This is a genomic window from Bradyrhizobium guangdongense, from assembly GCF_006483445.1.
GTDB lineage: Bacteria > Pseudomonadota > Alphaproteobacteria > Rhizobiales > Xanthobacteraceae > Bradyrhizobium > Bradyrhizobium guangdongense_A.
This window is the reverse complement of the sequence record NZ_PPPT01000257.1, coordinates 1-16,205: the sequence shown is the minus strand read 5'-3', so window position 1 is coordinate 16,205 and position 16,205 is coordinate 1. Positions and strand designations below refer to the sequence as shown.

Here is a 16,205-nt window from a genome sequence, read left to right as displayed (position 1 = left end):
GAAGCGATGGCGCAGCCTATATGACAGAAATGCGCCCGCAAGACATCCTGCTGCCAACTGCCGCCGGCCTATGCTGCAAGCCCGGCGGTTTCCATATCGATCCCGTCCGCCCGGTCGATCGCGCCGTCATCACCCATGGCCATTCCGACCACGCCCGCGCCGGCCATGGCGCCGTGCTGGCGACGCAGGAAACGCTCGACATGATGCGGCTGCGCTATGGCGAGAACTTTGCCGGGTCGACGCAGGCCGTCGCTTACGGCGAGGAGATCCGGCTCGGCGACGTCAGGGTGAAGTTTCATCCGGCCGGCCATGTGCTGGGCTCGGCGCAGATCGCGGTGACCTGCAAGGACACCTGCATCGTCGCCTCCGGCGATTACAAGGATGCGCCCGATCCGACCTGCACGCCGTTCGAGCTCGTGCCCTGCGACGTCTTCATCACCGAGGCGACGTTCGGCCTGCCGGTGTTTCGCCATGGCGATGCCGCGGACGAGGTGAAGAAGCTATTGGCCTCCGTCGCGCTGTTTCCGGAGCGCGCGCATCTGGTCGGCGCCTATTCGCTCGGCAAGGCGCAGCGCGTGATCGCGCTGTTGCGCGCGGCCGGCTACGACGCGCCGATCTATCTTCACGGCGCGATGGAGAAAATCACGCATTATTATCAGAGCCGCGGTATCGCGCTCGGCGAGTTGCGCCCGGTGATGGGCGTGAAGAAGGCCGCGCTCGCCGGCACCATCACGCTGGCGCCGCCGTCGGCCACCTCTGATATCTGGACGCGGCGCTTTCCCGATCCGGTCACGGCGTTCGCGTCGGGCTGGATGCGGGTGCGTGCCCGCGCGCGTCAACGCGGCGTCGAATTGCCGCTGGTGATCTCCGACCATGCCGATTGGGACGGCCTGACGGCGACGATCGCGGCGACCGGCGCCGGCGAAGTCTGGGTCACCCACGGCCAGGAAGACGCGCTGGTGCACTGGTGCAGGAGCAAGGGGCTTCGCGCCCAGCCGCTCGATCTCGTCGGCTATGGCGACGAGGAGGAGAGCGAACCGCCCGCGGCCGGCGAGGCCGAGGCATGAACCGCTTCGCCGAACTCCTGGACCGCCTCGCCTACGAGCCCGGCCGCAACAACAAGCTGCGGCTGATCACGGGTTATTTTCGCGAGGTCGGTGATCCCGATCGCGGCTATGCGCTGGCGGCACTCACCGGCGCACTCAGCTTCAAGCACGCAAAACCGGCGCTGGTTCGCGACCTCATTGCGTCGCGAACCGATCCCGTGCTGTTCGGCCTCTCCTATGACTATGTCGGCGATCTCTCCGAGACGGTCGCGCTGATGTGGCCGAAGGGCGAGAGCCTGCACAACAACCCGCCACCCCCGACTCTGTCCGAAGTCGTCACCACGCTGCGCACGCTCGGCAAGACCGAGCTGCCCAAGCAACTCGAACGCTGGCTCGACGAACTCGACGAGACCGGCCGCTGGGCGCTGCTCAAGCTCGTCACCGGCGCGCTACGCATCGGCGTGTCTGCGCGGCTTGCAAAAACCGCCGCGGCCGCGCTAGGGGACAAGGACCCGCATGAGGTCGAACTGATCTGGCCGGGCCTTGCCCCGCCCTACACCGATCTCTTTGGCTGGCTGGAAGGCCGCGCGGAAAAGCCTCTCAATCGCGACCCCGCGCCGTTCCGCCCGGTGATGCTGGCGCATGCGATCGAGGACGCGGATTTCCAAAGCCTCGATCCCGTCGACTACATCGCCGAATGGAAATGGGACGGCATCCGCGTGCAGGCGGTCGCGGGGCGCGATTCGCGCGGGCATATCACGGCGCGGCTCTATTCGCGCACCGGCGAGGACATCACGCAGAGCTTTCCGGATCTCGTGCCGGCGCTGCATCTGCCCGGCGCGATCGACGGCGAGCTGTTGATCGTACGCGACGGCCGCGTGCAGAGTTTCAACGTGCTGCAGCAGCGCCTCAACCGCAAGGCGGTCTCGCCCAAGCTGATCAAGGAGTTTCCGATCCATCTGCGCGCCTATGATCTGCTCGGCGACGACGAGAACGATCTGCGCGAACTGCCTTTCGCGGACCGGCGCGCGCATCTCGAAACCTTCATCAAGAAGCTCGGCGATGCCAGGATCGATCTGTCGCCGACCGTCGCCTTCGACACCTGGGACGCGCTCACGGCCGCACGCGCCGATCCCGCGAGTGCGGGTGCAGGCGAGGATGCAGACGCCGTCGAAGGCGTCATGCTGAAGCGGCGCGATGCGCCTTACCTGCCGGGGCGGCCAAAAGGTCAGTGGTGGAAGTGGAAGCGCGACCCGCACATCATCGATGCCGTGCTGATGTATGCGCAGCGCGGCCATGGCAAGCGCTCGTCCTATTATTCCGACTACACCTTTGGCGTCTGGACCAATGGCGAAGCCGGCGATGAGCTGGTGCCGGTGGGAAAAGCCTATTTTGGCTTCACGGACGAGGAGCTGTTGCAGATCGACCGCTTCGTCCGCCGCAACACCACGGAGAAATTCGGGCCCGTCCGCCACGTCGTGCACGAGCCGGACAAGGGACTGGTGCTGGAGGTCGCCTTCGAAGGCCTGCAGCGCTCGTCGCGGCACAAGTCGGGCGTCGCCATGCGCTTCCCCCGCATCAGCCGCCTGCGCTGGGACAAGCCGCCGCGCGAAGCGGACCGGCTGGAAACGCTGGAGCGGATGCTGAAGACGGAAGCGGCGTGAATTTGGGCCCGCCGCTCGCCAGCCTCGCCGATTAACCAAGGCACGTCCCCCGCAGATTAAAATGCGGTAAGCTGATTGACTGATACGACCGGGTTCCCCATGTCCCCCGCCTTGACCTATAATGCGGCAGAGCCCGCGAGGAGTTATTTGCGATGACCAACGACGTCAGAGATTTGCCGGGAAGCCGTGACGGCCTGTACCGCTTTCTCGGCGGCTCACCGCTGTCGGTCGCATTCCGGCTCATCCTGCTCTCGATCCTGGTCGGCGTCGTGCTGGCCGCGATCGGCTTCGATCCCTGGAATATCATCCACAGCATCCGCCTCTTGTTCCAGCGGCTCTGGGACCTCGGCTTCGACGCCATCAACTGGCTGTGGCGCTACTTCCTGCTCGGCGCCGTGATCGTGGTCCCGATCTGGTTCTTGTCGCGCCTGTTCGGCACGCCGCGCGGCCGGTAGTTTTTTGGCGACTCCGCAGCCGATGCATTTGCGCTATGTCGGCTGCGGAGATGCATTTGGACCGCGCGGCAGGTAGACCTGCCTGACCATGCACGCCCCCGTTCACCCCAAGGTCACCACGCGCCAGATGTTTGCCATCGCAGGGCCTGCGATGGTGGCGAACCTCACCACGCCGCTGATCGGCGTCGTCTCCACCATCGCGATCGGGCGCCTGAACGATGCGGCGCTGCTCGGCGGGGTCGCGATGGCATCCGTCATCTTCGACTGCCTGTTCTGGCTGTTCGCCTTCCTGCGCATCTCGACGCTCGCCTTCACCGCGCAGGCGATGGGCGCCGGCGAGACGCACGACTACGGCGCGATCCTGATGCGCGGCTTCATCGTGGCGGGCCTGATCGGCGTCGCGCTGATCGTGCTGCAACTGCCGCTTGCCGCCGCGCTCTTCAGCCTGATGGGCGGCAGCGAGGGCGTGACACACGCGGCAAGAACCTACTTCATGATCCGGATCTGGTCGGCGCCGCTGGCGTTCGCCAATTACGTCATCCTTGGCTGGCTGGTCGGACAGGCCCGCGCCAACCGGGCGCTGCTGCTTCAGATCGCGATCAACCTCATCAACATGATCGCAACCGTGCTGCTGGTGCTCGTCTATCACACCGGCATCGCGGGGGCTGCGATCGCGGCCGTGCTCTCTGAGGCGGTCGGCGTCGGTCTCGGCGTGCTCGTCTGCCGGCAGCTTGCAAAGGACGGCTTTGCCGTGCCCCGCGCGCGGCTGTTCGACCGCGACAAGCTGATGCGGATGCTGTCGGTCAACCGCGACATCATGGTGCGCACGGCGGCGCTGATCACCGTGTTCCTGTTCTTCACCGCCAAGGGCGCGCGCGCCGGCGACGTCACGCTGGCGGCGAATTCCGTGCTCAACAATTTTCTGCTGGTCAGCGCCTTCTTCCTCGACGGCTTTGCCAATGCCGCGCAGCAGCTCTGCGGCCGCGCCTATGGCGCGCGCGATGCCCGCGGCTTTGCCGATTCGACCCGGCTGGTCCTGACCTGGGGCATCGGTTTCGCGCTTGTCGTCGCGGCGCTGTTCGCGTTCGCCGGCCCCGCGCTGATTGATCTGATGACCACCAGCGACGCGGTCCGACGCGCGGCCCGCGACTTCCTGGTGTTCATCGTCATCGCGCCGCTGCCCGGCGCCTTCGCATTCGGCTTCGACGGCATCTATGGCGGCGCCACCTGGGCGCGCGAGATGCGCAACCTGATGCTGGCCTCGCTCGCGATCTTCCTGATTGCCTGGTGGGTGTTGAGTGGCTTTGGCAATGCCGGCCTGTGGAGCGCGATGATCGCCTTCTACGTCGCCCGCGGCGGCTTGCAGGGCGCGCGCTATCCGGCGCTGTACCGGGCGTCGTTCAAAAGCTGAGTGCCGTAGCCCGGATGGAGCGCAGCGTAATCCGGGAAACTCGCATCGCGGTGAGACCGGTCTCGGATTGCGCTGCGCTCCATCCGGGCTACGAAGCCGCGCAAAATCAAAGCGTCGGCCAGTCCTCCGCCGTCAGCGTCGCGGCATCGGCGCCGACGATTTCCGACAGCGAGTCGCGCCCGGTGCGCAGCAGCGTCGAGGCGAGGTCGCGCTTGATGTCCTCGACGAGGCCGAGCCCCTTGTAGACCAGCGCCGAATAGAGCTGGATCAGGCTGGCGCCGGCGCGGATCTTCGTCAGCGCGGCGCCGCCGGAATCGATGCCGCCGACGCCGATCAGCGGGAATGCGCCTTCGACGCGCACATAGGTCTCTGCGACCATGCGCGTGGAGAGGCGGAATAGCGGCCGGCCCGACAGGCCGCCCTGCTCCTTGGCGCGCATCTGCTCGCGCAATGTCGAAGGCCGCGCGATCGTGGTGTTCGACACGATCATGCCGTCAACCTTGCGCGACCGCGCGACATGCACGACGTCGTCGAGTTGCGCCAGGCTCAGGTCCGGCGCGATCTTGAGCAGCACCGGCGTATCGCCGGCCTTCTCGCGCACCCGCTCGCGCGCGTCGATCACCTGCGCCAGGAGATCGTCGAGCAGCGCGCCTTCCTGCAGGTTGCGAAGGCCCGGCGTGTTCGGCGAGGAGATGTTGACGGTGAAATAGCTTGCGACCGGCGCAAAGGTCTCGATCAGCTTAACGTAGTCGGCGACACGGTCGGGCGAATCCTTGTTGGCGCCGACATTGACGCCGACGATGCCGCCGTTCTGAGCCCGCGCCGCAAGCCGCCGCAACGCGGCCTCGGCGCCGTCATTGTTGAAACCCATGCGGTTGATGACGGCTTCGTCGCGCTCCAGGCGAAACAGCCGCGGCCGCGGATTGCCGGCCTGGGGTTTTGGCGTCACCGAGCCGATCTCGACGAAGCCGAAACCGAGCCGCAACAGCGCATCGGGCACCTCCGCGCTTTTGTCAAAACCTGCGGCGAGGCCGACCGGATTGGGAAAGTTGAGCCCGAAGGCGCGCACCGCGAGCTTCGGGTCGTCGGCGCGCGGCTTGACCGGCGGCAGAAAACGCAAGCCGTGGATCGCGAGGCGATGCGCGTCTTCAGGATCGAGCCAGCGCAAAACCGGCAGCGAGAAGGCGTCGAAGGCACGGATCACGGGGCGAGCTCCGGAATGTCGTGGTAGCCGTCGGAGCGCGTGTTGAGGTTGATCACCGCAATCACCGCGCCGAGATCGAGTTCGGCATAGAGATGCGGAAACAGCTCGTCATTGCGCGAGCGCTCCCAGCGCAGTGCGTCGCCGAGAGCATCAACATCGACCTGGACCAGGAACAGCGCGCGCTGGCCGAAAAAGTGTTTTCGCGCCGTTTCCGGAACCTGGGCGGCGGTGGAGAAATGGATGTAGCCGTCGCGCGCGTCGTCGGCGCTGCCGGTGTACACACCCTGCCGCTCCGCCTCCCGCCAGGCCGAGGCCAGGCAAATTTTGTAAATATTGGCCAATTGCTCCGGAGCCCTGCCAGTTTCTCTTTGACTTTGTTGGGGTTTTTCGGATCGCGCCGTTCTGGCCACGGTCCGGGAAAGCCGGCGCGACCGTAAAGGCGGGCCTTCCCGAACTCAAGGCTTGGCTGCCTCCTCTTGCACGGAAAACGGAAAACCGGTTGATTTGAGGCAGATATTCCTAACTTGCGACAGGCTGGACCTTATGATGGTCAGACAAGCCAAAGCGCAGAGGATGCTGACCCACGATCAGATCTGGGGAGCGCTGGATCGTCTGGCGGAGCGCGCCGGCCTGTCCCCCTCCGGACTTGCCAAGCGCGCAGGTCTCGACCCCACCACCTTCAACAAGAGCAAGCGCGTCACGGCTGACGGCCGCGAGCGCTGGCCCTCCACCGAATCGATCGCGAAGGCGTTGGGTGCCGCGGGCTCCTCGATCGAGACGTTTGTGAAGCTGATCGGGGACGGCGGCGGCGATGGCCGGTCGGTGCCGCTGATCGGTTTTGCGCAGGCCGTCAACATCGACCAATTCAATGAGCTCGGCATGCCCACGGGCAAGGGCTGGACGCGGATGGCGCCGCCGGCGGCGGAAGACAATCACGCCTTTGCGCTCGAGATATCGGGCGATGCGCTCGCCCCCGCCTATCGCGACGGCGACGTCATCCTGGTGTCGCCGGGCATGCCGGTGCGGCGCGGCGACCGCGTCGTGGTGAAAACCAAAGCGGGCGAGCTGATGGTGAAAGCCTTGAAGCGCCGCACGGCAAAGGTGCTGGAGCTCGCCGCACTCGATCCCGCGCAGGCCGACCGCACGCTGGCCGCGACCGACGTGGCATGGATCGCGCGGATCGCCTGGGCGAGCCAGTAGGCTTTTCGACGGCAAAATCCAGGACCGACAACGCTTGCGACTCAGGGTTCCCTTCACATAGGTTGCGCCGGCATCACGTATCAACCTCATGCCAGGGGGAATCTCATGAACCGTCGCGACGCGCTCAAGGCCTTTGCGGCTCTCGCCCTTTGTCCGCTGTGCAAGCCGGCATTTGCCGCAGAAGGCGTGCATTGGAGCTATGAGGGCGCGGGCGGTCCCGCAAAATGGGGCGACCTCGACGCGGCCAACAAGGCCTGCTCGATCGGCTCGCAGCAGTCGCCGATCGACATCGATCACGCCATCAAGTCGCAATTGCCCACCCTGAAGCTGAGCTGGCCCAAATCCGCCGATACCATCGTCAACAACGGGCATACGATCCAGCTCAATTTCGCCGAAGGCGGCACGCTCACGCTCGGCGACGTCAAATACAAGCTGGTCCAGGTGCACTTCCATCGCCCGAGCGAGCACACCATCGCCGGCAAGAATTATCCGATGGAGGCGCATTTCGTGCACCGTGCCGATGCTGGCGGGCTCGCGGTCGTCGGCGTGCTACTGGCCGAGGGCAAGCCGAACGCCGCGTTCAGCAAGGTCGTCAAGACCATGCCGGACAAGGAAGGACCGGCGGTCAAGGCCGACGCCGGCTTCAATCCGGGCGCGCTGCTGCCGCCAAAGCTCGGCTACTACCGCTATACGGGCTCGCTCACGACACCGCCCTGCTCGGAGATCGTCGAGTGGCTGGTGCTGGCAGACCCGATTCCTGTCGCCGCGACGGATGTGGCCGCGTTCGCAAAACTCTATCCGATGAACGCCCGTCCCGTGCAGAAGGACAATCGCCGTTACGTGCTGCGGTCGAGTTGAGACACCGATCAGGCGCGGAGCTCGTCGACGACGATTTCGTAGTTGGCGGCCGTCTCATCGCATGTCGACAGCATGGCCTGCGCGTCGGCATCGATGACGGCCCGTTCCGGATCCGGTCCGGTGAAGGACCTCACGCTGTCGAGGCTTTGCCAGAGCGTCATCGCAAGCAGCTCAATGCCGTCATGGCTCTCCCGGCGCAGGAGTTTTGCGCCGGAAAAGCCGTTGATGGCCTTGAGATGCGGCACGATCCGGCTCGCGAAATGGCGCTGGTAGTCTGCCGCATTCTCGTGGGTGGCGGTGGCACGCCAGATGCGAGCGATCATCTCATTCTCCAATGCTTGAGTAGTTTGGCTTCCGATTAGCCGCCGGTTGCACAACAGGCGCAGGGTGGCGGGGCGGCAGCGGATCGTCTTGGCTGAAATTGCCGCAGATCTCCCATCCCGATTTTGCCTACCGGTGCCGCGGCGAGCGCGTCACAATGCGAGAAAGGGCAGTGATATGGCGCGCCGGGACACCGGAAACTACTCGATGTTTTGGCAGAGCCGGCTCATACGCGGGCTCAGCCTGCTGCACGCCGACTTCAGCCGTCACGACTATGCGCCCCATACCCATGACGCCTTCGTCATTGCCGTGACGGAGAGCGGAAGCGCCGAAATCGCCAACAGTGGCGTCACGGGGAAGGTCGATGCCTCCACCATCTTCGTTTCCAACCCCGAGGAGCGCCAGTCGGCGCGAATGGGCGACAGTGTGCGCTGGCGCTACCGTGCGTTCTATCTCACGCAACGTGCGATCGACGACCTCGCCCGCCGGTTCGGCGTCCACGACGTGCCCTATTTCATGGAGAGCATGATCAGCGATGCTGACCTGATTGCGCGGTTCGCCCGGCTGCATCGGGCACTTGCGCGCGATGACGACGAGCTGCTCGCGGATGAACTCGCCATCGAGGCTTTCGGCAAATTGTTCGGCCGCTATGGCAGGGGCGGCGGACGGGCCGAGCGCGCGCCGCGCGACCACGCAGTCATGAAGCGTCTGCTCGCATTGATGCGGGAGCGGCACGCCGAGCATGTGAGCCTCGACGACCTTGCTCGCACGGCCGGCCTCACAAGCTTCCAGGTGATCGGGCTATTCAAGCGTGCCGTCGGCGTGACGCCGCACGCCTATCTCCTCCATATCAGAATGAATGCCGCCTGCCGTCACTTGAAGCGAGGGCATTCGCTGGCCGAAAGCGCGCTGGCGGCGGGTTTCTGCGACCAGGCCGCCATGAACAAGCACTTCAAGCGCAGCTACGGCATTACACCACTGCAGTTCGCGCGGGCGGCACGTGACGGACCGACCGGCGGCGCGCGACATGCAATTTCTGCCAATACTGCGCGACGACCGCAGCTCTAAAGCCAAGCTGTCGCGGCCGGCGAACGCCGTCGCGTCGCAACACCTGAGGAACGCATCGTGACAGCACCATCGAAACCGCAGCTTCCCGCCTTCGACCCGATCGACGTGGCGGAGAGCAATTTCACCAGCTATCCCGAAGTTCACCGCGCCGCAAACCAGGCCCGATACAATCGGCGCCTCGGCGATCATGCCGGGCTGACGAATTTTGGCGTCAACCTGACCCGCATCGTACCGGGCGGACAATCCTCGTTCCGTCATGCGCATTCGCGCCAGGACGAATTCATTTTCGTGGTGGAGGGCGAGGTGGTTCTGGAAACCAATCGCGGCGCACAAGTTTTGACGGCCGGGATTTGCGCCGGTTTCCCGGCGGGAAGCGGCGACGCGCACCGGTTCGTCAACCGCTCAGACCGTGACGTGAGGCTGCTCGTGATCGGCGACCGCACGCCGGACGACGAGATCGTCTACCCCGATGTGGACATGCACGCGGTGCTGGGACCGGACGGCGCCTACCGATTCACAACAAAGGCAGGCGAGCCGCTTTAGACCGCGCTCTCGTTGCCTACGCCACGGCGCGCTGGCCGATGATGGCGAAGCGGAGTTTGCCGGAGATCCAGTCGATGGCGGCGACCGCAACCAAAATCATCAGGATCAGGAACGAGACTTTTTGCCATTCCAGCACGCGGATCTGCTCGGCGAGCTGCAAGCCGATGCCGCCGGCGCCGACGATGCCGATGATGGTGGCCGAGCGGGTGTTGGATTCGATGAAGTAGAGCACCTGGCCGGCGATGACCGGAAGCACCTGCGGCATCAGGCCAAAACGGATCTCGTGCAGCGCGCTGCCGCCGGAGGCGCGGATGCCTTCGACCTGCTTCTGGTCGGCGCCTTCAATCGCCTCGGAAAACAGTTTGCCAAACGCGCCGAAATCGGCGACCGCGATCGCGAGCACGCCGGCGAACGGGCCGAGGCCGACGACATTGATCCAGACCAGCGCCCAGATCAGCGTATCGACACCGCGGATGGAATCGAGGAAGCGCCGCACTGGAAAGCGGAAGATGGCTGACGGAATCACATTGCGCGCGGCGAGCAGGCTGACCGGCAGCGCGAAGACCGCGGCAAGCGTGGTGCCGAGCAGCGCGATAGAGAGTGTTTCGCCCAGCGCCTTCAGATAGATCGGCAGCGAGGAGCCCGGATCTGGCGGCAGCATCATTAGGGAGATCCAGCCAAGTTGCCCGACGCCGTTGATGAGGCGCGACACCGAGAAATCCAGATCGACGAGGCCGAACACCAGGATCGCGAGCGCGGCCGCGAGCATCGCCGGGGTCGCCAGCCGCGAGGTTATCGGCGGATCGAAGACTTGCGGATAGCGCTTTCGAAGCTCTTCCGGCTCGATGTGCGGCCGCCGGCTCATGTCCGCGCCTCCTTACCGAACAGATGTCCGCGCACCCAACCGGTCGCAATGTCGATGACGAAAACCGTGGCGATGATGGTGAGCAGGATCGCGCTGACGTCGGAATAGTAGAACTTGCGGATGGCGACGATCAGTTCCATGCCGATGCCGCCGGCGCCGACGAAGCCCATCACCGACGCCTCACGGACGTTGATCTCGAAGCGGAGCAACGCATAGCTGGCATAGCCGGCGGAGACCTGCGGCAGCACGGCGAAGCGCATGCAGGACAGCCAGCTTGCGCCGGTCGAACGCACGCCTTCGACCGGCTTCATGTCGGCATTCTCGACGAACTCGGCGAACTGTTTTCCGAGCGCGCCGGTGGAGTGGATGGCAATGGCGAGCACGCCGGCCATCGGTCCGAGACCGAAGGCGATGACGAAGATCAACGCGAACACGATGCCTGGCACCGTGCGGGCGAATTCGAGCAGGCGCTGCACCGCGAAGCGCAGCCAGGGCCCCGGCGAGGTGTTTTCAGCCGCAAGGAAATTCAGCGCGAAGGCGAAGACCGCGCCGATCAGGGTCCCGACATAGCTGATCAGCAGCGTCTCGCCCAGCAGATGCAGCCACTTGCGCCATCCCCAGAACCATTCGCCGAAATCGGTCCAGACGCGCTGGCCGCTATCGAGCGTCAGGATGCGATCGAAATAGCTGATGAAGTTTCCGAAATAGGTGAACAGCGTCCGCAGATTCACCTCTGCCCCGATCGCCGCGACGAGCAAGGCCGCGACGAACAGCAAAGCGCCGACCGACAGGCGCAGCCGCTTGCGCGCGACCGCCTTGCGATAGGCCGCATTCAGCGTGGCGAGCTGCTGCTCGGGAAGGATGGAGACGGCAATGGTCATGGAATCAAAGGGCCATGGGATCAAAGGCAGCAACCCGCGAGAGAAAAGAGCCGGGTCAAGTGACCCGGCTCCAGGTGCGTGGTCCCAGCGAGATCAGGACCCCTTCTTGCGCAGATTGTCGACGAATTTAATGAGCTCGATCGTCTTGTTGTAGTCCTCGTTCGCGATCGGCTCCCAAGGCTTGTTCTTGCCGTCGGAGAGCTTGTCGTAGGCTTCGCGATCCTTCTTCGCCGCATCCATGAAGGCCTGCTTGATCGCGGCCTTCATGTCGGCCGGCAGGTCGCTGAGATAGGCGTAGGGCGAGTTGATGATGAGGTCGGACTTCACGATGATGCGGAAATCCTCCTTCTTCATCGGCGTGCCGTCGGTCGACTTCACCATGCCCTTGTTGAGCATACGAGTGAGGTTCGAATCGTCATCCGCGTTCCACCAGTTGGCGGCGACGTCGACCGTGCCCTGCGCCAGCGCCAGCACGGCGTTCTCGTGGCTGCCGGTGAAAACGACCTTGGAGAAGAATGCGTCGGGATCTACGGCCAACTGGTTCAGCTTGTAGCGCGGCATGTTGTTGCCCGAAGTCGAGTTCGGATCGACCAGGCCGAGATTCTTGCCCTTGAGGTCTTCGATCTTCTGGTACGGCGATTTCGCCAGCACGTAGAACACCGAATAGTAACCCTTCGTGCCATCGGAATTGACGTCGATCGCGAACGCGTCGGTCTTCACGCCGGTCAGTCGCGCGCGCGAGAAGGAGGCCGGGCCGTAATATGCGATCTGGATGTTGCCGGCGCGTTGGCCCTCGATGACGGCGGCGTAGTCGTTGGCGACGCGCAACGTGACCTTCACGCCGAGTTCCTTGGAGAGATAGTTCACGAACGGCGTCCAGCGTTCGGTGACACCCGAGCCGTTTTCGGCCGGGACCACCGCGAAGGTGATCTCGGGATATTTCGCCTTCCAGTCTTCGGCGGAGGCGGGAGCAGCAAAGGCGAGCGCAGCCGCGCCGGCAAGAACGAGCCTACGAGTAATCATGATACCCTCTTTCATTCGGTTGGAAGCGTTGACGCAAAAACTCTTTACACGTGGCGTACGGCTCTCAGGCGGCTGCGGCGGTCCCGAGCGCGGGGATGCCTTCCGGCACCGGCATAGGCGTGCCGCCCATGACTTCATTGGCCTCGAGATCGTAGAGCTCGCGCGCGATGTGTTCGGTGAGCGCGGACGGCGCGCCGTCGAATACGACGCGGCCTGCGGACATGCCGATCAACCGGTCGCAATAGGTCCGCGCCAGATCCAGCGAATGCAGATTGCAGAGCACGGTGATGCCAAAATGCTTGTTGATGCGCAGCAGCGCATCCATCACGATCTTGGTGTTGCGCGGATCGAGCGAGGCGATCGGCTCGTCGGCGAGAATGATGTCGGGCTGCTGCACCAGCGCGCGCGCGATCGCGACGCGCTGCTGCTGGCCACCGGAGAGCTGGTCGGCGCGCTGCGCGGCCAGGCTCGCCATGTCGAACTGCTCGAGCGCCGACATCGCCAGCGCGCAGTCCTGCTCGGGCCAGACCTGCGAGAGGGAGCGCCAGGCCGGCATTGCGGCGAGGCGGCCCATGAGCACATTGGTGAGCACGTCGAGACGGCCGACGAGGTTGAACTGCTGGAAGATCATGGCGGAGCGAGCGCGCCACTGCCGCAGCTCCCTGCCGCGCAGCGCGGTGACGTCGACGCCGTCGAACATGATCTGGCCTTGCGATGGAGTCACCAGGCGATTGATGGCGCGCAACAACGTCGACTTGCCGGCGCCGGAGCGACCGATCACGCCAACGAAGCCACCGGGCGCGATCTCGAACGAGGCGTTATCAACCGCGGCTTTGGCGCCGAAGCGACACGTCAGACCATCAACCACAAGCATGCAGGGCTCCAGATTAGCCGAGCCCCACGGCTAACGCCGCTGGTTAACAATTGTGTGACATGGGCGTTGCGGTGCGGCGTTCGCCCGCACTCATCCACTATCACTGCATCCACTGTCATTGCATCGTCATGACATTGTCATCATGCTTCCCGAAGTGATCATGCTTCCCGAAGACGTGCCCCCTGCCCTCCTTCCGGACGTACCCATGGCCGCCAAAGCGCTCTCAGTCCAACCCACCATCGACCCCACGGCCAGGCTGCACGAGACCACGCTCGGCGCCTATACCGAAGTCGGCGCACGCACCATCCTGCACGACGTGACGATGGGCGATTACTCCTACGTCGTGAACGATGCCCAGATCACCTACACGACGATCGGAAAGTTCTGCTCGATCGCGGCGATGACGCGGATCAACCCGGGCAATCATCCCATGCACCGGGCGACGCAGGCGCATTTCACCTATCGTTCGAGCGCGTATTTTCCGGGCGAGAGCGACGATCTCGACTTCTTCGCATGGCGGCGCCAGCATCACATCCATATCGGCCACGACGTCTGGATCGGCCATGGCGCGATCGTCTTGCCCGGCCGCAACATCGGCACCGGCGCGGTGATCGCGGCCGGCGCCATCGTCACCAAGGACGTGCCGGCCTACACCATCGTTGCCGGCAATCCAGCCCGCATCGTCCGACGACGGTTTTCGGAGGAGATCGCCGGCAGGCTGGCAAAGCTCGCCTGGTGGGACTGGGATCACGAAACTTTGCGGGGCGCACTGCCCGATTTTCGCAAGCTCGGGATTGAAGATTTCCTCGCGACATACGAATCAAGGGCCCTCGCCAACCAGCCTCCCTCAGCCAAGAGAAGCGCCCTCGCGTGACCGATATTTTCCTTCAGTGTGGCCGGGCCCTGATCGGTTCGGAGCTTGCCGAGACGTCGTTGACAATCTCAGGCCAGGACATCGCCGAGATCGGCGGTAGCCGCGCCCGCGCACAGATCGCGATCGACGCGAGCGGCCTGCTGGTGATGCCCGGTATCGTCGACATCCATGGCGACGCCTTCGAGCGACAGATGATGCCGCGCGCCGGCGTCGACTTCCCGATCGACGTCGCGCTCGTCGACAGCGACCGGCAGGCGATCAGCAACGGCATCACCACGGTCTTTCACGCCGCGACCTGGTCGTGGGAGCCCGGCCTGCGCAGCGGCGACAACGCACGGCGCCTGCTCGAGGCAATCGAGCGGCTGCGGCCGCAATTCTTCGCCGACACCCGCTTCCATCTGCGGCACGAGACCTACAATCTCGATGCGGAAGCCGAGATCTGCGAATGGCTGGCCGAGGGCCGGATCGATCTGTTCGCCTTCAACGACCACATGAACGGCACGGTCGCGGACATGGCGAAGGCGCACAAGCGCAGCCGCATGGTCGAGCGCACCGGCTTGTCGAGCGCGGCGTTCGACGAGTTGGTCGGACGCATCGTCGCCCGCGCGGCCGACGTCCCGGCCTCGATCGCACGACTGGCTGAAACCGCGCGCGCGGCCGAGATCCGGATGCTCTCGCATGACGACGAGAGCCCCGCCATGCGCGAGGCGTTTCGCACGCAGGGCGTCGCCATCGCGGAATTTCCCATCAACGAGGAAACCGCGCGCGCCGCAGCGCTGGCCGGCGATGCCATCGTCTATGGCGCGCCGAACGTGGTGCGTGGCGGCAGCCATACCGGCTGGACCAAGGCCTCCGACATGATCGCCAAGGGGCTCTGCTCGGTGCTCGCCTCCGATTATTACTACCCGGCGCAATTGCTCGCGGCCTTCAGGCTCGATGCCGACGGCGTGCTGCCGCTCGCAAAAGCCTGGTCGCTGATCTCGGACGGTCCGGCACGCGCGGCCGGCCTCACCGACCGCGGCGTTCTCGCCGAGGGCCGCCGTGCCGACATCCTTCTGGTCGACGACGCGATCTCGCTGCGGCCACGCGTGGTCGCCGTGATCTCGGCCGGCCGGCTCGTGCACCTCACCGACGCAACGCGGCTGATCGGGGTTGCAGCCGCGCCGCGCGAGGCTGTCGTCGCGGCGTAAAGGCGCTATGCTGAAAGTGATGACAGGTTTTCCCCGCTACGCGATCTACTACGCCGCCGGCGCCGATGCCGCGCTGTCCCGCTTCGGTGCCGAGCTGCTCGGCTACGACGCGCATTCCGGCGATGAAGTCCCGTTCCCCAAGGAGGCGCTTCAGGTCGCCCCCGACTGGCGCGACGTCTCGTCCGACCCCAGAAGATACGGCTTTCACGCCACGCTGAAGGCGCCGATGGCGCTGGCGCCGGGTCGAAGCGAAGCAGAGCTGCTGGCGGCGTGCGCGGCGTTTGCCGGGAAGAAGCGGCCGATCCCGGTCATCCGTCTCATCGTCGATGCGATCTCCGGCTTCATTGCCGTCATTCCCGCCGAGCCGGTCGCCGAGCTGCAACAGCTCGCCGCCGATTGCGTCAGCGACTTCGACGCCTTCCGCGCGCCGCTCTCGGCCGAAGATCGCGCCCGGCGCAAGCCGGACAGGCTCAGCGAGCGCCAGTGCGATTATCTGGAACGCTGGGGCTATCCTTACGTGATGGAGGAATTCCGCTTCCACATGACGCTGACGGGACGGCTGGACGCGGAGCGTCGCGGGCCGATCGTGGAGATGCTGCGGAAGCGGTTTGCAGGGTTGGGACTGGATACGCTTGCGATCGACCGGATTGCGCTGTTCCGGCAGGATGATGCCGCGTCGCGCTTTCGCATCATTGGGGAATGGGCACTAGTCTTGTAGGGTGGGTTAG

At 65.0% G+C, this 16,205-nt stretch carries 18 protein-coding genes; 11 read left to right on the top strand and 7 right to left on the bottom strand.

What is annotated here, in order from left to right; genetic code table 11:
- Positions 1-29: 29 nt before the first annotated feature.
- The 4 genes from C2U70_RS30635 (at position 30) to C2U70_RS30620 (ending at position 4,576) form a co-directional block, all read left to right on the top strand.
- Positions 30-1,067 carry a ligase-associated DNA damage response exonuclease gene (locus C2U70_RS30635; protein ID WP_140982382.1) on the top strand — a complete coding sequence of 346 codons (1,038 nt, stop codon included), beginning with the start codon at positions 30-32 and terminating at the stop codon, positions 1,065-1,067.
- Entirely contained in the window at positions 1,064-2,710 is a 1,647-nt protein-coding gene (locus tag C2U70_RS30630; protein ID WP_140982359.1) for a cisplatin damage response ATP-dependent DNA ligase, read from the top strand. Before C2U70_RS30635 ends, C2U70_RS30630 begins: the two co-directional genes overlap by 4 nt.
- A 152-nt stretch (positions 2,711-2,862) precedes the next feature.
- A complete protein-coding gene (locus tag C2U70_RS30625; RefSeq protein ID WP_140982358.1) occupies positions 2,863-3,165 on the top strand; it encodes a DUF6460 domain-containing protein in 303 nt (100 codons plus the stop codon).
- 88 nt (positions 3,166-3,253) lie between these two features.
- Positions 3,254-4,576: an MATE family efflux transporter gene (locus C2U70_RS30620; RefSeq protein WP_140982357.1), complete on the top strand. Its 1,323-nt coding sequence runs from the start codon at positions 3,254-3,256 to the stop codon at positions 4,574-4,576.
- A gap of 106 nt (positions 4,577-4,682) precedes the next feature.
- Here the strand turns inward: C2U70_RS30620 and C2U70_RS30615 are convergent, their stop codons facing one another.
- Positions 4,683-5,780, bottom strand: a complete 1,098-nt coding sequence (locus tag C2U70_RS30615) for a quinone-dependent dihydroorotate dehydrogenase (RefSeq protein ID WP_140982356.1) — start codon at positions 5,778-5,780, stop codon at positions 4,683-4,685.
- Positions 5,777-6,121 (bottom strand): DUF952 domain-containing protein, encoded by a 345-nt coding sequence (locus tag C2U70_RS30610; protein WP_140982355.1) that lies wholly within the window; start codon positions 6,119-6,121, stop codon positions 5,777-5,779. Before C2U70_RS30610 ends, C2U70_RS30615 begins: the two co-directional genes overlap by 4 nt.
- A gap of 205 nt (positions 6,122-6,326) precedes the next feature.
- On the opposite strand from C2U70_RS30610, the gene C2U70_RS30605 reads away from it, so the two are divergent.
- The gene (locus tag C2U70_RS30605) at positions 6,327-6,980 is read left to right on the top strand and encodes a S24 family peptidase (protein WP_140982354.1); all 654 of its coding nucleotides are present in this window, start codon (positions 6,327-6,329) and stop codon (positions 6,978-6,980) included.
- A 105-nt stretch (positions 6,981-7,085) separates the two neighbouring features.
- Positions 7,086-7,838 (top strand): carbonic anhydrase, encoded by a 753-nt coding sequence (locus tag C2U70_RS30600; protein WP_140982353.1) that lies wholly within the window; start codon positions 7,086-7,088, stop codon positions 7,836-7,838.
- A gap of 8 nt (positions 7,839-7,846) precedes the next feature.
- Here C2U70_RS30600 and C2U70_RS30595 read toward each other — a convergent pair whose 3' ends face one another.
- On the bottom strand, positions 7,847-8,161 hold the full coding sequence (locus C2U70_RS30595; RefSeq protein WP_186294573.1) for an antibiotic biosynthesis monooxygenase family protein: 315 nt from the start codon (positions 8,159-8,161) through the stop codon (positions 7,847-7,849).
- Between the two features lie 88 nt (positions 8,162-8,249).
- Here C2U70_RS30595 and C2U70_RS30590 point away from each other — a divergent pair, with 88 nt between their 5' ends.
- Together C2U70_RS30590 and C2U70_RS30585 are read left to right on the top strand one after the other, a co-directional pair.
- A complete protein-coding gene (locus tag C2U70_RS30590; RefSeq protein ID WP_186294572.1) occupies positions 8,250-9,227 on the top strand; it encodes an AraC family transcriptional regulator in 978 nt (325 codons plus the stop codon).
- A 105-nt stretch (positions 9,228-9,332) separates the two neighbouring features.
- Positions 9,333-9,770: a cupin domain-containing protein gene (locus C2U70_RS30585; protein WP_246666906.1), complete on the top strand. Its 438-nt coding sequence runs from the start codon at positions 9,333-9,335 to the stop codon at positions 9,768-9,770.
- A 16-nt stretch (positions 9,771-9,786) separates the two neighbouring features.
- On the opposite strand, the gene phnE (C2U70_RS30580) is transcribed toward C2U70_RS30585, so the two are convergent.
- The 4 genes from phnE (C2U70_RS30580) to phnC form a co-directional block, all read right to left on the bottom strand.
- Positions 9,787-10,635: a phosphonate ABC transporter, permease protein PhnE gene (gene phnE / locus C2U70_RS30580; protein ID WP_140982351.1), complete on the bottom strand. Its 849-nt coding sequence runs from the start codon at positions 10,633-10,635 to the stop codon at positions 9,787-9,789.
- Positions 10,632-11,516: a phosphonate ABC transporter, permease protein PhnE gene (gene phnE / locus C2U70_RS30575; protein ID WP_140982350.1), complete on the bottom strand. Its 885-nt coding sequence runs from the start codon at positions 11,514-11,516 to the stop codon at positions 10,632-10,634. Before phnE (C2U70_RS30575) ends, phnE (C2U70_RS30580) begins: the two co-directional genes overlap by 4 nt.
- A 93-nt stretch (positions 11,517-11,609) precedes the next feature.
- Positions 11,610-12,539, bottom strand: coding sequence for a phosphonate ABC transporter substrate-binding protein (gene phnD, locus C2U70_RS30570; RefSeq protein ID WP_140982349.1), 930 nt, complete (start codon positions 12,537-12,539; stop codon positions 11,610-11,612).
- 64 nt (positions 12,540-12,603) lie between these two features.
- Positions 12,604-13,413, bottom strand: coding sequence for a phosphonate ABC transporter ATP-binding protein (gene phnC / locus C2U70_RS30565; RefSeq protein WP_140982348.1), 810 nt, complete (start codon positions 13,411-13,413; stop codon positions 12,604-12,606).
- 205 nt (positions 13,414-13,618) lie between these two features.
- On the opposite strand from phnC, the gene C2U70_RS30560 reads away from it, so the two are divergent.
- The 3 genes from C2U70_RS30560 to C2U70_RS30550 are packed head-to-tail and all read left to right on the top strand — an operon-like array spanning position 13,619 to position 16,195.
- On the top strand, positions 13,619-14,287 hold the full coding sequence (locus C2U70_RS30560) for a chloramphenicol acetyltransferase (RefSeq protein ID WP_186294571.1): 669 nt from the start codon (positions 13,619-13,621) through the stop codon (positions 14,285-14,287).
- Positions 14,284-15,477 (top strand): alpha-D-ribose 1-methylphosphonate 5-triphosphate diphosphatase, encoded by a 1,194-nt coding sequence (locus C2U70_RS30555; protein ID WP_140982346.1) that lies wholly within the window; start codon positions 14,284-14,286, stop codon positions 15,475-15,477. Before C2U70_RS30560 ends, C2U70_RS30555 begins: the two co-directional genes overlap by 4 nt.
- Before the next feature lie 19 nt (positions 15,478-15,496).
- Complete coding sequence (locus C2U70_RS30550) at positions 15,497-16,195, top strand: DUF1045 domain-containing protein (protein WP_140982345.1); 699 nt, start codon at positions 15,497-15,499, stop codon at positions 16,193-16,195.
- Positions 16,196-16,205: the final 10 nt, after the last annotated feature.